The 18,271-nt window shown below is 61.6% G+C and carries 15 protein-coding genes; 11 read left to right on the top strand and 4 right to left on the bottom strand.

Annotation, left to right across the window (positions count from 1 at the left end; translation table 11 throughout):
- Nucleotides 1-67: 67 nt before the first annotated feature.
- Nucleotides 68-2,194, top strand: a complete 2,127-nt coding sequence (locus ACR52_RS28235) for a TonB-dependent siderophore receptor (RefSeq protein WP_048731617.1) — start codon at nucleotides 68-70, stop codon at nucleotides 2,192-2,194.
- A gap of 123 nt (nucleotides 2,195-2,317) precedes the next feature.
- Here ACR52_RS28235 and ACR52_RS28230 read toward each other — a convergent pair whose 3' ends face one another.
- On the bottom strand, nucleotides 2,318-3,040 hold the full coding sequence (locus ACR52_RS28230; RefSeq protein ID WP_048731616.1) for a FadR/GntR family transcriptional regulator: 723 nt from the start codon (nucleotides 3,038-3,040) through the stop codon (nucleotides 2,318-2,320).
- 47 nt (nucleotides 3,041-3,087) lie between these two features.
- Nucleotides 3,088-4,824 carry an IlvD/Edd family dehydratase gene (locus ACR52_RS28225; protein ID WP_048731614.1) on the bottom strand — a complete coding sequence of 579 codons (1,737 nt, stop codon included), beginning with the start codon at nucleotides 4,822-4,824 and terminating at the stop codon, nucleotides 3,088-3,090.
- Between the two features lie 192 nt (nucleotides 4,825-5,016).
- Between ACR52_RS28225 and ACR52_RS28220 the strand changes: the two genes are divergently transcribed.
- From ACR52_RS28220 to araH, 7 genes are read left to right on the top strand one after another with little or no spacing between them, the layout of a single operon-like run.
- Entirely contained in the window at nucleotides 5,017-6,339 is a 1,323-nt protein-coding gene (locus ACR52_RS28220; RefSeq protein ID WP_048731611.1) for an MFS transporter, read from the top strand.
- Between the two features lie 15 nt (nucleotides 6,340-6,354).
- Entirely contained in the window at nucleotides 6,355-7,347 is a 993-nt protein-coding gene (gene araD1 / locus ACR52_RS28215; protein WP_048731609.1) for an AraD1 family protein, read from the top strand.
- 11 nt (nucleotides 7,348-7,358) lie between these two features.
- Nucleotides 7,359-8,939, top strand: coding sequence for an aldehyde dehydrogenase (NADP(+)) (locus tag ACR52_RS28210; RefSeq protein ID WP_048731607.1), 1,581 nt, complete (start codon nucleotides 7,359-7,361; stop codon nucleotides 8,937-8,939).
- A gap of 15 nt (nucleotides 8,940-8,954) precedes the next feature.
- The gene (locus ACR52_RS28205) at nucleotides 8,955-9,818 is read left to right on the top strand and encodes an SMP-30/gluconolactonase/LRE family protein (RefSeq protein WP_048731605.1); all 864 of its coding nucleotides are present in this window, start codon (nucleotides 8,955-8,957) and stop codon (nucleotides 9,816-9,818) included.
- Nucleotides 9,819-9,856: 38 nt separating this feature from the next.
- Nucleotides 9,857-10,861, top strand: a complete 1,005-nt coding sequence (locus tag ACR52_RS28200) for a substrate-binding domain-containing protein (RefSeq protein ID WP_048731603.1) — start codon at nucleotides 9,857-9,859, stop codon at nucleotides 10,859-10,861.
- A 56-nt stretch (nucleotides 10,862-10,917) separates the two neighbouring features.
- Entirely contained in the window at nucleotides 10,918-12,444 is a 1,527-nt protein-coding gene (gene araG, locus ACR52_RS28195; RefSeq protein ID WP_048731602.1) for an L-arabinose ABC transporter ATP-binding protein AraG, read from the top strand.
- A gap of 9 nt (nucleotides 12,445-12,453) precedes the next feature.
- Nucleotides 12,454-13,422, top strand: coding sequence for an L-arabinose ABC transporter permease AraH (araH, locus tag ACR52_RS28190; protein ID WP_048731600.1), 969 nt, complete (start codon nucleotides 12,454-12,456; stop codon nucleotides 13,420-13,422).
- A 218-nt stretch (nucleotides 13,423-13,640) separates the two neighbouring features.
- Here the strand turns inward: araH and ACR52_RS28185 are convergent, their stop codons facing one another.
- Nucleotides 13,641-14,789 carry an aldose epimerase family protein gene (locus ACR52_RS28185; protein WP_048731598.1) on the bottom strand — a complete coding sequence of 383 codons (1,149 nt, stop codon included), beginning with the start codon at nucleotides 14,787-14,789 and terminating at the stop codon, nucleotides 13,641-13,643.
- A gap of 137 nt (nucleotides 14,790-14,926) precedes the next feature.
- On the opposite strand from ACR52_RS28185, the gene ACR52_RS28180 reads away from it, so the two are divergent.
- Together ACR52_RS28180 and yghU are read left to right on the top strand one after the other, a co-directional pair.
- On the top strand, nucleotides 14,927-15,694 hold the full coding sequence (locus tag ACR52_RS28180; RefSeq protein ID WP_048731596.1) for an SDR family NAD(P)-dependent oxidoreductase: 768 nt from the start codon (nucleotides 14,927-14,929) through the stop codon (nucleotides 15,692-15,694).
- A gap of 88 nt (nucleotides 15,695-15,782) precedes the next feature.
- Entirely contained in the window at nucleotides 15,783-16,616 is an 834-nt protein-coding gene (yghU, locus tag ACR52_RS28175) for a glutathione-dependent disulfide-bond oxidoreductase (RefSeq protein ID WP_048731594.1), read from the top strand.
- An 86-nt stretch (nucleotides 16,617-16,702) separates the two neighbouring features.
- Here the strand turns inward: yghU and ACR52_RS28170 are convergent, their stop codons facing one another.
- Entirely contained in the window at nucleotides 16,703-17,575 is an 873-nt protein-coding gene (locus ACR52_RS28170; protein WP_048731592.1) for an undecaprenyl-diphosphate phosphatase, read from the bottom strand.
- Between the two features lie 180 nt (nucleotides 17,576-17,755).
- Here ACR52_RS28170 and ACR52_RS28165 point away from each other — a divergent pair, with 180 nt between their 5' ends.
- On the top strand, nucleotides 17,756-18,262 hold the full coding sequence (locus tag ACR52_RS28165) for a GNAT family N-acetyltransferase (RefSeq protein WP_048731810.1): 507 nt from the start codon (nucleotides 17,756-17,758) through the stop codon (nucleotides 18,260-18,262).
- Nucleotides 18,263-18,271: the final 9 nt, after the last annotated feature.

The following is an 18,271-nucleotide window of genomic DNA, read 5'->3' as shown; positions in this document are numbered from 1 at the left end:
TACGATACGCGGCGATTTATTGGCAGATATGCCGCCCCAACTGGCTCATTCACTAGGTCCAACATCCATGCGTCGTACCCTGATTTCCCTCTGCGTGCTTCAGGCGTTTTCCCCTTTCACATGGGCAGACGTTGCCTCCTCCGAAAAAACCAGTCTTGAGCTGCAAGCGACCACTGTAACCGGCGCGGCGGACTACGAGACGGCGCAAGGGCCGGTGCAGGGGTACCACGCCACACGTTCGGCCAGTGCGACGCGTACCGACACCTCGATTCATGAAACACCGCAGTCGATCAGCGTAGTGTCCAAAGCAGTGGTCGAGGACATCGGCGCTACGCGCCTGCAGGATGCGTTGGACTACGCCGGTGGCGTGGGCCGCGCGAACAACTTCGGCGGGCAGGGCCTCACCACCTTCACCGTGCGCGGCTTTACCACGGGCGAGTTCTACCGCAACGGTTTCCCGATCAATCGTGGCTACCCGAACATGCCGGACGCCAATACCATCGAGCGTCTGGAAGTGCTGCGCGGCCCAGCGACCATGCTCTACGGCCGAGGCGACCCCGGCGGCACTTTCAACGTGGTCTCCAAGCAACCGCTGGCCGAACCGACGGTGACCCTCGGCAGCCAGCTCAACGACCAGGGCATGCAGCGTGCAACGCTCGACGCCGCAGGCCCGCTGGACGAGCAAGGTCGCCTGGCCTATCGGCTGAACGTGGTGGGCGAGGGCGGCGACACCTTCCGTGACCATGTCGAAACTGAGCGCTACGGCGTGGCGCCTGTTATCACGTGGCAAGCCAGCGATGACACCAAGGTGATCTTCGAAGGCGATTTTATGCGCAACAATCACCCGCTTGACCGTGGGCTGACGCGTTATCCCAACCAGAAAGGCACCGCGTCGCGCGATACTTTCTGGGGCGATAAAGATGTCGGCAAACTCCATAACGACAACAACATGGCCCAGTTGCGTTTTGAGCACCTGCTCAATGAAAACTGGACCCTTGGCGGCGGTTTCCAATGGCTGGACGGCACCTTGCAAGGTAACGCCATCGAAGCCAACGGCCTGAGCGCAGATGGCCGCACGCTGCAACGCAACTTCAACTACCGCAAGCTTGAGTGGACCGACAAGGACTACCAACTCAACCTGACGGGCCATTTTTCAACAGGTGGCTTTGATCACACCTTGCTGACCGGCATCGAGTACGAAGACTACGACTACAATTCGATCATCCAGCGCTCCAGCGCCACAGCCGGCACTTACCCGATCGATATCTTCGACCCGGTATATGGCCAGACGCGTCCACCGCTGACGCGCACAACGACCCACGACAAGGAAAACCTCAAGACGTACGCGGCCTTCGTCCAGGACCAAGTGGCGCTGACCGAGCGCTTGAAAGTGTTGGCCGGTGCGCGCTTCGAACGTTTTGAACATGATTACACGTCCTACTTGCAGGGGCCTGGCAGTTTTCAGGCGGCGGACAATGCCGTCACTCCACGCGTGGGCGTGATCTACGACCTCACCGACACCGTCGCGGTCTATGCCGACGCCGCGCGCTCGTTCAAGCCCAACACCGGCGCTGCGCGTCTCGGTGGCGGGTTCGAGCCAGAGAAAGGCAAGTCCTACGAGATGGGCATCAAGTGGGAAGCTCTGGATCGCCAATTGAGTGTTGACGCGGCGATCTACCAGATCGAGAAGAAAAACGTCCTCACCACCGACCCCGTGGTCTCAACCTTCAACGTCGCCGCAGGCCAAGTGCGCAGCCGTGGCTTTGACCTCAACATCTCCGGCAATATCACCCCTGAGTGGCGCGTGATCGGTGGCTATGCCTATGTGGACGCCGAAGTCACCAAGGACAACACGATCCGCTCCGGTACCCGTTTGCTGAACATTCCGCGCAACAGCTTCAGCCTGCTCAACGTCTACGAATTCCAGGACGGCGCCCTCAAGGGCCTTGGGCTTGGCGCGGGTGCCAAGTACGTGGATGAACGCGCCGGGCAGACGTCCAACACTGCGTTCTCGATGGATGCCTACACGGTGGTCGACCTGCTCAGCTACTACAAGGTCAACGAGAAAGTTCGGCTGAACCTGGATGTGAAGAACCTGTTCAACCGCGAGTTTGAAGAGGGTGCGTTCGGCAACATTTACGCTTACCCAGGCGCACCGCGTACAGTGCAGGTAGGAATCGCCTACACCCTGTAACGGCCCACGCCGAACCCAATGTGGGAGGGGGTTTGCTCCCGATGGCGGTAGACCAGTCAATGTTGCTGTGACTGATCCACCGCCATCGGGAGCAAGCCCCCTCCCACATTTTTTCACCTGGCGTTAAAGCGGCGTCAGCACATTCATCACCGTATCCAGCGCCACGCGCGTGTCATCCAGTTGCACCAGCGACGCATGCCGGGCGCCGAGGGCGTCGCGGTTCTGGATGGCGGTGAGGATCGCCTTGTGGCGCGGCAGGCTCAGGCCCTGGATATCCGGGCGGCGGTTGGTGATGTTGATCGACTCGCGCAACGGCAACGACAGCATGTTGCACATATAGGCGAGCAAGTCGTTGCGGGTGGCGTCGGCAATCGCGCGGTGGAAGTCCAGGTCAGCCTGCAACAGCTCTTCGTGGGTATTCGCGGTTTCCATGCCGAGGTAGGCTTTTTCGATGGTGGTGATGTCGTCGTCGGTGGCGGTGGTCGCGGCCATGGCGGCGATTTCCGGTTCGAGGATTCGCCGCACACCGGCCAGGGTGTTGAAAAATTCGCTGTGGGGCGTGGACTGCATCAGCCAGGACAGTACGTCCGGGTCGAGCAAATGCCACTTCAAGCGTGGCCGCACCACCGCGCCCACCCGTGGCTTGGAATACACCAGGCCCTTGGCGCTGAGCACTCGGGTCGCTTCGCGCAATACCGAGCGGCTGACCTTGTATTCCTCGCAGAGCGTGGCTTCCATGGGCAGTCGTTCTTCGGGCTTGAAGCGACCGGAAACGATGTGCATGCCCAAGTCCTGAACGATTTGGGCGTGCATGCTCTTGCGTGGCTTGGGCGGCTGGTGATCCATAACAGGGGCGATGCTCTGGCTAAATAGGCGGCATCATAGCATCCCACTTAGTGGGAATGACGGGGGACTTCGGCCCCACGGCAACCCACCAGGAAATCAAAGTCGCACCCCTGGTCGGCCTGCAGCACATGGTCGATGTACAGCTGGCGATAGCCGCCGACGATCAGGTTTTGCGGCGGTTTCAGGTCGGCCATGCGCGCCGCCAACTCTGCATCGGAGATGTCCAGGTGCAGGCGGCCATTGGCGCAATCGAGCTCGATCCAGTCGCCTTCCTGCACCGTGGCCAACGGCCCGCCGGCGGCAGCTTCCGGCGCCACGTGCAACACCACCGTGCCATACGCCGTGCCGCTCATGCGCGCATCGGAAATCCGCACCATGTCGGTCACACCCTGGGCCAGCAGCTTGGCCGGCAGGCCCATGTTGCCGACTTCGGCCATGCCCGGGTAACCCTTGGGCCCGCAGTTTTTCATGACCAGGATCGAATTGGCATCCACGTCCAGTTCCGGGTCGTCGATGCGCGCCTTGTACATGTCGAAGTTCTCGAACACCACGGCGCGGCCACGATGCTGCATCAGCTCCGGGCTGGCGGCGGAGGGCTTGAGCACGGCGCCCAGCGGCGCGAGGTTACCGCGCAGCACACAAATGCCGCCGTCCGCGCGGATCGGGTTGTCGAGTGTGCGGATCACTTCGTCCTGGCCGTAGATCGGCGAGTCCTTGGTGTTCTCGCCCAGAGACTTACCGTTGACCGTCAAGGCGTTCGGGTGCGGGATCAGGTTGGCTTCACCGAGGCGGCGCAGCACGGCGGGCAAACCACCGGCGTAATAGAACTCCTCCATCAGGAAACGCCCCGACGGTTGCAGGTCGACAATTGTCGGCATGCCGCGGCCCATGCGGGTCCAGTCGTCGAGGTCGAGCTCGACACCGATACGCCCGGCGATGGCTTTGAGGTGGATTACCGCGTTGGTCGAGCCGCCGATGGCCGCATTCACGCGGATCGCGTTTTCAAAAGCTTCCTTGGTGAGGATCTTCGACAGCTTCAAGTCTTCACGCACCATCTCCACGGCGCGCATGCCGGACATGTGAGCGAGCACATAGCGCCGCGCATCCACCGCAGGAATCGCCGCGTTGTGGGGCAGGGAGGTGCCCAGTGCTTCGGCCATGCAGGCCATGGTCGACGCGGTGCCCATGGTGTTGCAGGTGCCCGCCGAGCGCGACATGCCACCCTCGGCTGCGAGGAAATCATCCAGGGTAATGGTGCCGGCCTTGACCTGTTCGCTGAGCTGCCACACCACCGTGCCCGAACCGATGTCCTGGCCCTTGTGCTTGCCGTTGAGCATCGGCCCGCCGGTGACCACGATGGCTGGCACGTCGCAACTGGCCGCACCCATCAGCAGCGCCGGGGTGGTCTTGTCGCACCCGGTCAGCAGCACCACGCCGTCGATGGGGTTGCCGCGAATCGCTTCCTCCACGTCCATGCTCGCCAGGTTGCGGGTGAGCATGGCGGTGGGGCGCAGGTTCGATTCGCCGTTGGAGAACACCGGGAACTCCACGGGGAAGCCACCGGCCTCGATCACCCCACGTTTGACGTGCTCGGCAATCTGGCGGAAGTGCGCGTTGCACGGGGTCAGCTCCGACCAGGTGTTGCAGATACCGATGATCGGTTTGCCGTGGAACTGATGGTCGGCGATGCCTTGGTTTTTCATCCAGCTGCGGTACATGAAGCCGTTTTTGTCGGCGGTACCAAACCACTGGGCGGAGCGTAGGCCGGGCTTTTTATCAGGCATGTCGGTTTCTCTTATTGTATGACTATATGATCTATGCGTAGCTAAACATAAGCGCAAAATCGAAGCTTTGGAAGTGTTGTTTTGCAAATAGTCATACTATATAGTCGGTCTTAACTGAGGTATGGCCCTGGCGAATTTTCGCGAGAGGCGTGCCCCGAGCTTCTATAAAAACAACAATCGGAGATCGACCCCATGAGCCAGGAACTGCGGCTTATACGGCGCATCACGCTGAAACTGATTCCCTTCCTGATCCTGCTGTACCTGATCGCCTACGTGGACCGCTCGGCGGTGGGTTTCGCCAAGCTGCACATGGGCGCCGACGTCGGTATCGGCGACGCCGCGTATGGTCTGGGCGCGGGGCTGTTCTTCATTGGCTATTTCCTGTTCGAGATCCCCAGCAACCTGATGCTCGACCGCTTCGGCGCGCGGCGCTGGTTCGCGCGGATCATGCTGACCTGGGGCGCCATCACCATCGGCATGGCGTTTGTGCAAGGGCCACACAGCTTCTATGTGATGCGCTTTCTGCTCGGCGCGGCTGAAGCCGGGTTCTTTCCGGGCGTCCTCTACTACATTACGCAGTGGTTCCCGGTGCGCCATCGCGGCAAGATCCTCGGGCTGTTCATCCTCTCCCAACCCATCGCGATGATGATTACCGGCCCGGTGTCCGGCGGCCTGCTGGGCATGGACGGCATCTTCGGCCTGCACGGCTGGCAGTGGCTGTTTATCGTGATCGGCACCCCGGCGATCCTGTTGACCTGGCCGGTGCTGCGCTACCTGCCGGATGGCCCCAAGCAGGTCAAGTGGATGAGCGAGGACGAAAAGGCCTGGCTCACCGACGAGCTGAATAAAGACCTGCAAGCCTACGGCCAGACGCGCCACGGCAACCCGCTGCACGCCCTCAAGGACAAGCGCGTGTTGCTGCTGGCGCTGTTCTACCTGCCGGTGACCTTAAGCATCTATGGCCTGGGCCTGTGGTTGCCGACCCTGATCAAACAGTTCGGCGGCAGTGACCTGACCACCGGCTTCGTCTCCGCCGTGCCGTACATCTTCGGGATCATCGGGCTGCTGATCATTCCGCGCAGTTCCGACCGTTTGAACGACCGCTACGGCCATCTCGCCGTGCTCTACGTGCTCGGCGCCATCGGCCTGTTCCTCAGTGCCTGGCTGAGCGTGCCGGTATTGCAGATGGCGGCGCTGTGCCTGGCGGCGTTCGCGATGTTTTCCTGCACGGCGGTGTTCTGGACCTTGCCGGGGCGGTTCTTTGCCGGTGCCAGTGCGGCGGCGGGCATTGCACTGATCAACTCGGTGGGCAACCTCGGCGGCTATATCGGTCCGTTCGTGATCGGCGCGCTCAAGGAATACACCGGCAACCTGGCCTCGGGCTTGTACTTCCTGTCGGCCGTCATGGTCTTCGGGCTGCTGCTGACCGGCGTGGTCTACCGCCTGCTGGAGCGTAAGCATGTGCTGCCCGCCGACCAATTCGCCGCCAGTGCTCGTGGCGCCACACGTACTTAATCCAGGAGAAGCTTCATGCGTTTAGTTCAGTTCGAGTTAAGCAACGGCGAGCGCCGCGTCGGTGTGGTGGAAGGCACCCAGTTGCGCGAAGTGAAGACGGCCCGCAGCGTGCGCGAGTTGGCGCTGGCGGCCATCGAGGCGGGCGTCAAGTTGCAGCAACAGGTGGACAGCCTGGGCCTGGGCGACAGTTACGACTACGCCGCGCTGCTGGCCGACCTGAAAATCCTGCCACCGCTGGACCATCCGGACCCGGCCCACATGCTGATCAGCGGTACCGGCCTGACCCACCTGGGCAGCGCCTCGGCGCGGGACAAAATGCACCAGCAGGCCGGTGATGACAGCGCGATGACCGACACCATGCGCATCTTCAAATGGGGCGTGGAAGGTGGCAAACCAGCGGAGGGCCAGGCGGGCGTACAACCGGAATGGTTCTACAAAGGCGACGGCAGCATCGTCGTGCGCCCTGGCCAGGCTTTCCCGGTACCACCGTTTGCTGAAGACGCCGGTGAAGAGCCCGAGATCGGCGGCCTGTACGTGATCGGCCACGACCGCAAGCCCTATCGCCTCGGGTTCGCGGTGGGCAATGAATTCTCCGACCATGTGATGGAGCGCAAAAATTATCTATACCTGGCGCACTCCAAACTGCGCAGTTGCAGCTATGGCCCGGAACTGCGCGTGGGCGAGTTGCCCCAGCACCTGGCCGGCACCAGCCGTATCCTGCGCAACGGTGAGGAGATCTGGCGGAACGAATTCCTCAGTGGCGAGGCCAATATGTGCCACAGCCTGGAAAACCTTGAGTACCACCATTTCAAATACAGCCAGTTCCTCAAGCCGGGAGACGTGCACATCCACTTCTTCGGCACTGCCACCCTGTCATTCGCCGATGGTATACGTACCCAACCGGGCGATGTGTTCGAGATCAGCCAGGCGGAGTTCGGCGCGCCGTTGATCAACAGTGTCGGCAGCGCCCATGCGGCATTCGAACCCGGCAACGTCGTCACCCTTTAAAGGAGATCAACATGACCCAGTTCCTCGGCCACAACTACATCGGCGGCCAGCGCAGCGCCAACGGCAGCATCAAGCTGCAAAGCGTCGATGCCAGCACTGGCGAAGCCTTGCCTCAGGACTTCTACCAGGCCACCCCGGAAGAAGTCGACGCTGCCGCCAAGGCTGCCGCAGCAGCTTACCCGGCTTACCGGGTGTTAAGCGCCGCGCGCCGCGCGCAGTTCCTGGATGCGATCGCCGACGAACTGGATGCCCTGAGCGATAATTTCATCGAACTGGTCTGCCGTGAAACAGCGCTGCCCGCTGCGCGTATCAAAGGCGAACGCGGGCGTACCAGCGGCCAGATGCGCCTGTTCGCTACCGTGCTGCGTCGCGGCGATTTTTACGGTGCACGCATCGACAAGGCACTGCCGGACCGTCAACCGCTGCCGCGCCCGGACCTGCGCCAATACCGCATCGGCCTCGGCCCGGTGGCGGTGTTCGGCGCGAGCAATTTCCCCCTGGCATTTTCCACCGCAGGCGGCGACACCGCTGCTGCGTTGGCGGCCGGCTGCCCGGTGGTGTTCAAGGCGCACAGCGGGCACATGGCGACGGCGGAACAGGTCGCCGATGCGATCATTCGGGCCGCCGAGGCCACCGAGATGCCGGCGGGTGTGTTCAATATGATCTTCGGCGGCGGCGTCGGCGAAGCGCTGGTCAAGCACCCGGCGATCCAGGCGGTCGGTTTCACCGGCTCGCTCAAGGGCGGTCGTGCGCTGTGCGACATGGCAGCGGCGCGCCCGCAACCGATCCCGGTATTCGCCGAGATGTCGAGCATCAACCCGGTGATCGTGTTGCCTCAGGCGTTGCAGGCGCGAGCAGAAAGCGTCGCCCGCGACCTGACCGCCTCGGTGGTGCAAGGCTGCGGTCAGTTCTGTACCAACCCCGGCCTGGTGATCGGGATCGCGTCGCCCGCATTCACTGCATTTACCCAACAGGTGGCGCAACTGATCGGTGATCAACCGGCGCAGACCATGCTTAACGCCGGCACCTTGAGCAGCTATGGCAAGGGCCTGGAAAAACTCTTGGCGCACCCTGGCATTCAACATCTGGCCGGCAGCGCCCAGGCGGGCAATCAGGCGCAGCCGCAGTTGTTCAAGGCTGACGTGCGCCTGCTGATCGACGGTGATGAAGTGCTGCAGGAAGAAGTGTTCGGCCCCACCACAGTGTTCGTTGAAGTGGCCGACGAGGCGCAACTCAGCGCCGCGCTGAATGGCCTGCACGGCCAACTCACTGCAACGATTATCGGCGAGCCGGCCGACTTCGAGCAGTTCGCCCAACTCACGCCGTTGCTGGAGCGGAAAGTCGGCCGCATCCTGCTCAACGGCTATCCAACCGGCGTGGAAGTCTGCGACTCAATGGTCCATGGCGGCCCGTACCCGGCGACGTCCGATGCCCGTGGCACCTCGGTCGGCACGTTGGCCATCGACCGCTTCCTGCGCCCGGTGTGCTTCCAGAATTACCCTGATAGCCTGCTGCCCGACGCGTTGAAAAACGCCAACCCGTTGCGTATCCAGCGGCTAGTGGATGGCACGCCATCGCGCGATGCACTGTAAAAAACAGGAGGCAGCATGCCGTTGAACGCAGTCACCCCGCACCGTGCGCAGTTGGGCGAAGGTCCGTTCTGGGACGCGCCGACCCAGGCACTGTATTGGGTCAATATTGCCGGCAAACAGGCCCTTCGCCTGATGGGCGGGCAGTTGCAGATTTGGCAGTTGCCGGAGCATGTCTCCGCGTTTATCCCGTGTGAAAGCGGTGATGCGCTGGTGACCCTGAGCAGCGGCGTCTATCGGCTGGACCTGGCGACCGAAGCCTTGACCCTGCTGTGCGTGGCCGACCCGCAACCGGGCAACCGTGGCAATGAAGCGCGCTGCGATGCCCAGGGCCGGCTGTGGCTGGGCACCATGCAGAACAACATCGGCGAGCAGGGTGAAGATTTGCCCATCACCCGGCGCTCCGGTGGCCTGTTTCGCATCGACGCCGATGCGCAGGTCACGCCGCTGCTGCACGGCCTGGGCATCCCCAACACCTTGCTCTGGAGCGAGGACGGCACCCAGGTGCATTTTGGCGACAGCCTGGATGGCACGCTGTATCAGCATTCAATCGAGCCTGACGGCCGTTTGCACGACGCTCAGGTGTGGTTTGGCCCGCACGCGCGCGGTGGGCCGGACGGCTCGGCCATGGACGCCGAGGGCCATATCTGGAACGCGCGTTGGGACGGCAGTTGCCTGCTGCGCCTGACGCCGGAGGGGGAGGTCGACCGCATCCTCGAACTGCCCGTCAGCCGCCCGACCAGTTGTGTCTTCGGCGGGCCGAACCTCACCACCCTCTACATCACCAGCGCCGCTAGCCCCCTTGATCACCCCCTGGATGGCGCGGTACTGGCCGTCGAGGTTGACGTGCCAGGCACACCCTGTCACCGCTTTGCTGGTTAAACCCAAGACTTTAAAAACAACAACAAGGAGTCACCCGTATGAATCGTCGTCGTGGTTTGCGTTCCCTGTGCTGCGCCGCTGTGGCGGTCTCGGCCCTGAGCGTGAGCGGCCTGCTGCTGGCCGCTGAGCAAGTGAAGATCGGTTTTCTGGTCAAGCAGGCTGAAGAGCCATGGTTCCAGACCGAATGGGCCTTCGCCGAAAAAGCCGGCAAAGAGCATGGTTTCACCGTGATCAAGATCGCCGTGCCCGATGGCGAGAAAACCCTCTCGGCCATCGACAGCCTGGCCGCCAACGGTGCGAAGGGCTTCGTGATCTGCCCGCCGGACGTGTCCCTCGGCCCGGCCATCGTCGCCAAAGCCAAGGCCAACGGCTTGAAAGTAATTGCCGTGGATGACCGCTTCGTCGACGCCAAGGGCAACTTCATGGAGGACGTGCCGTACCTCGGCATGGCCGCCTTTGAAGTCGGCCAGAAGCAGGGCGCCGCCATGGCGACCGAGGCGAAAAAACGCGGCTGGGACTGGAAGGACACCTACGCGGTGATCAACACCTTCAACGAACTCGACACCGGCAAAAAACGCACTGACGGCTCGGTAAAATCCCTGGAAGAAGCCGGCATGCCCAAGGACCACATCCTGTTCACCGCCGCCAAGACTCTCGATGTACCCGGCAGCATGGACGCCACCAACTCGGCGCTGGTCAAACTGCCCAGCGGTGCGAAAAACCTGATCATCGGCGGCATGAACGACAACACCGTGCTCGGCGGCGTGCGCGCCACGGAAAGCGCCGGCTTTGCCGCAGCCAACGTGATCGGCATCGGCATCAATGGCACCGACGCCATCGGCGAATTGAAGAAAGCCAACAGCGGCTTCTTCGGTTCGATGCTGCCAAGCCCGCACATCGAGGGCTACAACACCGCGAAGATGATGTTCGACTGGGTCACCACCGGCAAGGAACCCCCGAAGTACACCGCCATGGATGAAGTGACGCTGATCACCCGCGACAACTTCAAGCAGGAACTGGAAAAAATCGGCTTGTGGAACTGATTTTTACCCCGGCGGCCGCCGCAACGGGGCCGCCTGACCGGTGTTCAGAGGTGGTTATGCACGCGCAATTACAGACACACAACGCCGGCGCCCGGTTGAGCTTCACGGGCATCGGCAAAACCTTCCCCGGGGTCAAGGCGCTGGACGGCATCAGCTTCACCGCCCAGCCGGGGCAGGTGCATGCCTTGATGGGCGAGAACGGCGCGGGCAAGTCGACGCTGTTGAAGATCCTCGGCGGCGCCTATATCCCCAGCAGTGGCACGTTGCAGATCGGCGAGCAGACCATGGCTTTCAAGTGCGCCGCTGACAGCATCGCCAGCGGCGTTGCGGTGATCCATCAGGAGCTGCATCTGGTGCCGGAAATGACCGTGGCGGAAAACTTGTTCCTCGGGCATTTGCCGTCGCGCTTCGGCGTGGTTAATCGTGGGTTGCTGCGCAAGCAGGCGCTGGCGTGTCTCAAGGGCCTGGCTGACGAAATTGACCCGCAGGAAAAGCTCGGCCGCCTGTCCCTGGGCCAGCGCCAACTGGTGGAAATCGCCAAGGCGTTGTCCCGTGGTGCCCATGTGATTGCTTTTGATGAGCCCACCAGCAGCTTGTCCGCCCGCGAGATCGACCGCTTGATGGCGATCATCACGCGCCTGCGCGACGAGGGCAAAGTGGTGCTCTACGTGTCTCATCGCATGGAAGAGGTGTTCCGCATCTGCGACGCGGTCACCGTGTTCAAGGACGGCCGCTACGTGCGCACTTTCGAGGACATGAGCACGTTGACCCACGACCAGTTGGTGACGTGCATGGTCGGCCGCGACATCCAGGACATCTACGACTACCGCCCGCGTGAGCACGGTGAAGTGGCGCTCAAAGTCGACGGTTTGCTCGGCCCGGGCTTGCGCGAACCGGTCAGCTTCCAGGTACACAAGGGCGAAATCCTCGGCCTGTTCGGCCTGGTGGGGGCAGGGCGTACCGAGTTGTTCCGTCTGCTCAGCGGCCTGGAGCGCACCACTGCCGGGCAACTGGAGCTCTGCGGGCAAACCTTGCAACTGCGTTCACCGCGCGACGCCATTACCGCAGGCGTGTTGCTGTGCCCGGAAGACCGCAAGAAGGAGGGCATCATTCCGCTCGCAAGCGTCGCCGAAAACATCAACATCAGTGCCCGTGGCGCCCATTCCACCTTCGGCTGGCTATTGCGCGACGGCTGGGAAAAGGGCAATGCCGACCAGCAGATCCGGGCGATGAAAGTCAAAACGCCGAACGCGGCGCAGAAGATCATGTACCTCTCAGGCGGCAATCAGCAGAAGGCCATTCTCGGTCGCTGGCTGTCGATGCCGATGAAGGTCCTGCTACTGGACGAGCCGACCCGTGGCATCGATATCGGTGCCAAGGCCGAGATCTACCAGATCATCCATAACCTGGCGGCCAGCGGCATTGCCGTCATCGTGGTGTCCAGCGACCTGATGGAAGTGATGGGCATCTCCGACCGCATCCTGGTGCTGTGTGAAGGCGCGATGCGCGGCGAGCAACGCCGCGAACACGCCACTGAATCCAACCTGCTGCAACTGGCCTTGCCGCGCGGCCTGGCGAACTGAGAGAACACTATGACAACTCAAAACAACGTGCTGCCGACGGCACGCAAACCCCTGGACCTGCGCGCGCTGCTCGACAATTGGGCGATGCTGCTGGCGGCGGTGAGTATTTTCCTGCTGTGCGCCTTGCTCATCGACAACTTCCTCTCGCCGCTGAACATGCGCGGGCTGGGCCTGGCGATTTCCACGGTGGGCATCGCCGCGTGCACCATGCTGTTCTGCCTGGCGTCGGGGCATTTCGACTTGTCGGTGGGCTCGGTGATCGCCTGTGCCGGCGTGGTGGCGGCGATTGTGATGCGCGATACCGACAGCGTCATGCTGGGCATCGGTGCGGCGTTGTTGATGGGGCTGATCGTCGGGCTGATCAACGGCATCGTGATCGCCAAGCTGCGCGTCAATGCCCTGATCACCACGTTGGCGACCATGCAGATCGTGCGTGGCCTGGCGTACATCTTTGCCAATGGCAAGGCGGTCGGGGTGTCCCAGGATCAGTTCTTTATCTTTGGTAACGGCCAATTATTGGGCGTGCCGGTGCCGATTCTGATCACAATCGTCTGCTTTGTATTTTTCGGCTGGTTGCTCAACTACACCACCTACGGGCGCAACACCATGGCCATCGGCGGCAACCCGGAAGCGGCGTTGCTGGCGGGCGTCAACGTCGACCGCACCAAGATCCTGATCTTCGCCGTGCACGGCGTGATCGGCGCCCTGGCCGGGGTGATCCTGGCTTCGCGCATGACCTCCGGCCAACCAATGATCGGCCAGGGTTTTGAACTGACGGTGATTTCTGCCTGCGTGTTGGGCGGGGTGTCGCTGAGTGGCGGGGTGGGCATGATCCGCCATGTGATCGCCGGGGTGTTGATCCTGGCGATCATTGAGAACGCGATGAACCTGAAGAATATCGATACCTTCTACCAGTACGTCATCCGGGGCTCGATCCTGTTGCTGGCCGTGGTCATCGACCGCATGAAACAACGCTGATTGTCGTGGCGAGCGGGGCTGTTGTGGCGAGCGGGCTTGTTGTGGCGAGCGGGCTTGCCCCGCGTTGGGCTGCGAAGCAGCCCCAAAACCTGGCGCGGAGGTTTGCCTGATACAACGCATTCTTCCTCAATGGGGCCGCTTCGCAGCCCAACGCGGGGCAAGCCCGCTCGCCACGACCAGCCCGCTCGCCACAACAAGCGGGCTCTTCACCTACCAGATCAATCGGCGGAGAACTTGAAGACGGTGTTCTGGGTGTAGGTCTGCCCCGGGTTCAAGCGGGTCGAAGCAAACTTCGGCTGGTTCGGTGCATCTGGAAAATGCTGGGTCTCCAGGGTAAACCCGCTCCAGTGCTTATACGTCTTGCCGGCCTTGCCCTTCACCGAACCATCGAGGAAGTTGCTGGTATAAAACTGCACCCCAGGCTCCGTGGTATAGAGCTGCAAACGCCGACCCGACGCAGGGTCATGCACCTCGGCGGCGAGCTGTTTGACGTCGCCTTTTGTATCCAGCGCCCAGTTGAAGTCAAACCCGCCCTGTTTCGGTTCGGCGAATTTTAGTTGCGGGTGATCGGCCTTGATGTGTTGGCCGATCGGCGTCGGCTTCAGGAAATCCATCGGCGTGCCCTTGACCGGGGCCAGTTCGCCCGTCGGGATCAACGTGGCATTCACCGGCGTGTAGTGGCTGGCGTGCAAGGTTGCGACCTGCGTGAGGATGTCACCATTACCGGCGCCGGCGAGGTTGAAGTAACTGTGGTTGGTGAGGTTGAGCACCGTGGGTTTGTCGGTGGTGGCGGTGTAGTCGATGTGCAGTTCATTCTTGTCATTGAGGCGGTAGGTGACCTCGGTTTTCAAATTGCCGGGGAAGCCCATTTCACCGTCCTTGGACAGGTAGCTCAGCTTCACGCCGACTGAATCCTTATCCTTGACCGGCTCGGCTTTCCACACATGCTTGTCGAAGCCCTGGGCGCCGCCATGCAGCGAGTTGGGGCCATCGTTGAGCGGCACCTGGAAGCGCTTGCCGTCGAGTTCAAAGGCACCGCCGGCCAGGCGATTGCCGAAGCGCCCGATGGTCGCACCGAAAAACGCCGTGCCGCTCTGGTAGCCCTGCACGTCGTCGAAACCGAGCACTACGTCGTCGACCTTGCCGTGTTTGTCCGGCACCTTCAGCGACTGCAACACGCCGCCGTAAGTAATCACTGTGGCTTGCATGCCGTGGCTGTTGCGCAACACGTACTGCTCGACAGCGGTGCCGTCGTTGGTTTTACCGAAAGGTTTTTGTTCGCTGGTGAGTCCTGCAGACTGGGCGCCGCCACTGGCGATCATCATGGACAGCGCCAGGCCGGAAAGCAGGTATCGAGGGTGCTTCATGGTCGAACTTCCTTTTGTTGTTTTGAGTGGAATAGTTCTACTAATGTGCGATATTTTGTCGTGTGACTGCGAATTTATAGCCTTTAACCCCGGTTTCGTAAAATAAAATAAGACTAATTGATCGAGGCAACCCTGACATGAGTACTGAGCAAGCCGTTTATCCCGACCTCAAAGGCAAGACCGTACTGATCTCCGGAGGCGCCTCGGGCATTGGCGAGTTTATGGTGCGGGCCTTTGCCAGGCAGGGCGCCAAGGTGGCCTTTGTGGACCGCGCGCAAAGCCAGGGCGAGCGGCTGGCGGCGCTGTTGAATTCCCAGGGGCACGCGGTGGAATTCGGCCATTGCGATATCACCGACGAGATCGCCTACAAGGCGGCGATCGGGCGCTTTGAACATTCCCTGGGGCCGATCACGGTGCTGGTGAACAACGCCGCCAATGACGTGCGACACACACTGGAGGAAGTCGATTCGGACACCTTTGACAAGCTGATTTCAGTCAACCTCAAGCACGCATTTTTTGCCGCCAAGGCGGTGGTGCCGATGATGAAGGGCGCCGGTGGTGGCTCGATCATCAACTTGGGCTCCGTGGGCTGGATGATGGCCTCCGCCGGTTACCCGGTGTACGCCGCCAGCAAGGCCGCAGCCCATGGCATGACGCGCGCGTTGGCTCGTGAGCTGGGCCCCAACCGCATTCGGGTCAACACGCTGGTGCCGGGCTGGGTGATGACGGAAAAACAACTGACCATGTGGGTGGACGATGCGGCCAGGGAATTGATCAGCCGCAGCCAGTGCCTGCCGGGCAGCGTACTGCCCGAACACATCGCCAACATGGCGCTGTTCCTCGCGTCGGATGCGTCGGCGATGTGTTCGGCGCAGAACTTTATTGTGGATGGTGGGTGGGTGTAGGGGTTAACGCGCTGGATTGGCCAGCACCGCAGCCTTTGGTTTAGTCTGGAGCGCTTCGTTGATCGCAAGCGCTTCAGGAGCAGTGAGCATGACCGAGTACGTACCCCCCAAGGTCTGGACCTGGGACACCGAAAGCGGCGGCACCTTCGCCAGCATCAACCGGCCAGTCGCTGGCGCCACCCATGACCAGCAACTGCCGGTGGGCAAACACCCGCTGCAGCTGTATTCGCTGGCCACGCCGAATGGGCAAAAAGTCACGATCCTGCTGGAAGAGCTGTTGGCCCTCGGGCATAGCGGCGCGGAATACGATGCCTGGCTGATCAAGATCGGTGATGGTGACCAGTTCGGCAGTGGTTTTGTCTCGGTCAACCCGAACTCAAAAATCCCGGCATTGCTCGACCGCAGCGGCGCCACGTCGATCCGGGTGTTTGAGTCGGGTGCGATCCTGCAGTACCTGGCGGAGAAGTTCGGGGCGTTCTTTCCCACCGAGCCTGCGGCGCGTGCGGAGTGCCTGTCGTGGCTGTTCTGGCAGATGGGCAGCGCGCCTTACCTGGGCGGTGGTTTCGGGCATTTTTATGCGTATGCGCCGAGCAAGATGGAGTATGCAATCAACCGGTTTGCCATGGAGACCAAGCGGCAGCTGGATGTGCTTGACCAGCGCTTGGCGGTAAGTGAGTACATTGCGGGGGATGAGTACACGATTGCCGATATCGCGATCTGGCCTTGGTATGGCGGGTTGGTGAAAGGGCGGTTGTATGGGGCGGCGGAGTTTCTGTCGGTGCACGAGTATAAGCATGTGCTGCGTTGGGCGGATGCGATTGAGGCAAGGCCGGCGGTGCAGCGGGGGCGTAAGGTTAATCGGGTGTCGGGGGAGGTTGGAGAGCAGGTGCGGGAGCGGCATGAGGCGAGTGATCTGGACTGAGTACATATCCGTTTTCTCGTTCCCACGCGCAGCAAAGGAATGCCGCCCCCGACGCTCCGCGTCCTGATCCTGGCGCCTACAGGGGGTCAGTTTAGAAAGCCGGTACTGACCGCCACAATCAGGAAAATCCCCAGCAACGCGCGGTAGATCACGAACGGCCAGGTGGAGAACCGCTCAAGGAACTTCATCAGGCCCCAAATCGCAAAAAACGCCGAGACACTCGCCACCACCAGGCCAAACAACAAATGCGGCCAGGCGTGGGCGGGCAGTTCGGCGTGGAGCAGCACCCACAGCTCCTTCAAGCCGGCGAGGGCGATGGCGGGCAGGCCGAGCAGGAAGGAAAAGCGCGCGGCCTCTTCGCGCTTGAAGTTGAGAAACAGCGCGGCGGTCAGTGTGGAGCCGGAGCGCGATACGCCAGGGATCAACGCGCCAATCTGTGCAACCCCCACGATCAACGCATCCCGCAGGCGCATTTCACTGACGTCCCGCGTGTGGCGTGCGCGCAACTCGGCCGCTGCCAGCAATACCGCCATCACCACACAGGAAATGCCGATCACCATCAGCCCGCGCAACGGCGAGTTGCAGCTGTTCAAGGTCGACGATAAGGCCAGGCCCGCGATGCCGATGGGTACGGTCGCCAGCACAATCGCCACCGCCAGCTTGAACCATCGGTCGTTGTAGTCACCGCGGCGCACCGCGCCAATGCTGCCGGTGGTCACTTGGCGCACATCACGCCAGAAGTAACTGACCACCGCCGCCAGCGCCGCCAACTGCATGGCGGCGGAAAACGCCGAGCCCGGGTCCTGCCAGCCGAGCAGGGCGGGCACCACGCGCATGTGGGCCGTGGACGACACCGGCAACAGTTCGGTAATACCCTGGATTACGCCCAGGATGAAAATCTGCAGGTAATCCAGGGAGGCAAAGCCCACATCCAGGCCGGCGGAACAGACGTTGGTCAAAGTACATGTCCTTCAGGAAAAAGTGGCAATCCAGCGAAGTTTATTCGAAATGTTTCAAGAATTCGGACGAGCCAACACCTATCTGCAATCGGTTCAGCAAGTAGAAAGGTTTGACAATGGATTGGCTTGAGTAGAACTTTTGTGAACAATGGCGCCCTGCTTTTTTTGACCGAGAGCCTAATGCCTGAAACCACTGTTGAATTGATCCAGACCGGCCCTGAATCGTCCGAGCTGATCCGTAACCTCTACCAGTACTACGCCTACGAGTCGTCGGACTGGGAGCAGGAAGATGTGGAGGCTGACGGCCGTTTCTACATTCATGACGAACACCTGACCCGCTACTGGCAAGACCCGCAATGGAGCGCCAACCTGCTGCTGGTCGATGGTTTTATTGCCGGTTTCATGCTGATCGAAGGCAGCGAGCTGCCGGGCATCCATGCCCTGGAGCTGGCCGACTTGTTTGTGCTCAAGCGCTATCGCCGCAAGGGCATCGGCCGCGCCATCGCCACTCAAGTGCTGTGCAGTGGCGAGGTCGATTGGCTGGTGCGCTTCTATGACCAGGACGAAGTGTCCCAGGCGTTCTGGCGTTCGGTGCTGGATAATCTGCCGCGCCCGGTGCAGACCATCGAGCTGGAAGATGACCCGCAACTGATGAGCTTTTTGATCACGCGGGCGGTGTTGCATTAAACCCTAGGT

It is taken from the genome of Pseudomonas fildesensis (assembly GCF_001050345.1).
GTDB lineage: Bacteria > Pseudomonadota > Gammaproteobacteria > Pseudomonadales > Pseudomonadaceae > Aquipseudomonas > Aquipseudomonas fildesensis.
The sequence above is the reverse complement of the archived record's forward strand: the minus strand, read 5'-3'. Positions and strand labels throughout refer to the sequence as shown.